Origin of the sequence: Streptomyces sp. NPDC051662, from assembly GCF_040681655.1 — a bacterium.
Lineage (GTDB): Bacteria > Actinomycetota > Actinomycetes > Streptomycetales > Streptomycetaceae > Streptomyces.
In genome coordinates this window covers 1-1,036 of record NZ_JBFAZD010000077.1, presented here as the reverse complement: position 1 = coordinate 1,036, position 1,036 = coordinate 1, and the positions used below count along the sequence as shown (strand labels likewise).

Sequence of the window (1,036 nt, the reverse complement as noted above, 5' to 3'; positions counted from 1 at the left end):
ACCGCCCACCCCGATACGACGCCACCGCCGGACGCGACCGGTCAACCGGCAACACCAACTCCTCCGGCAGCCCGGCCAGAGCCTCCCGCCAGAAATCCAGCTGACCACCCAGCAAAGAACCCGGATCATCCGCCGACCCCAGCACCCCCCGCTGCCACAACGCGAAATCGGCGTACTGCACGGCGAGCGGCGGCCAGTCCGGTGCCTCGCCCTCCAGCCGGCTCGCGTAGGCGACCGCCAGATCCTCGGCGAGTACGGGCAGACTCCAGCCGTCACCTGCGATGTGATGCAGCAGAAGCAGCAGCGCGTGCTCGTCCTCGGCCGTCTCGAAGAGGGTGACACGCAGCGGCGGTTCGGCGGCGAGGTCGAACCCGGTGCGCGCCGCGGCGTCGATCCTGCCGCGCACCTCGGCGTCGGTCACACCGGTGAGGCTGACGACGGTCAGTCCGGGGCGGGTGTCGTCGAGCTGGCGCTGGTAGGGGCCTTCGGCGTCCTCGGCGAAGACGGTACGCAGCGGCTCGTGCCGGGCGACGACATCGGCGAGCGCGGCACACAGCGCCTCCCCGTCGAGCCGACCGGACAGCTGAAGCACCAACGGCAGATTGTAGGTGGCCGCCGGCCCCTCGAACCGATACAGGAACCAGAGCCGTTCCTGGGCGAAGGAGAGCGGTATCCGGTCCGGGCGCGGTCCGGCGGTCACCGGGGTGCGCGCGGCGTCCGCGCTCTTCAGGACCTCGGCGAGTCCGGCCACGGTGGGCGTGCGGAAGACCCGCTGAATGGGGAGTTCGATGTCGAGGACGGTACGGATCCGGCTGACCAACCGCGTCACCAACAGCGAATGCCCACCCAGATCGAAGAACGAGTCATCCACCCCCACCCGCGGCACACCCAACACCTCCGCGAACAAACCACACAGAATCTCCTCCCGCGGACCACGCGGCAACCGCCCCACCACCACCCGATACTCAGGAACCGGCAACGCACCCCGATCCAACTTCCCATTCACCGTCACCGGCAACCCGTCCAACACCACCAC

The 1,036-nt window shown here is 69.4% G+C and carries 1 protein-coding gene; it reads right to left on the bottom strand.

Annotated elements, in window-relative coordinates; translation table 11 throughout:
• Nucleotides 1–886 (bottom strand): condensation domain-containing protein (locus AB0M67_RS41600; protein WP_365753417.1); only part of this gene is annotated, 886 nt, incomplete at its 3' end.
• Nucleotides 887–1,036: the final 150 nt, after the last annotated feature.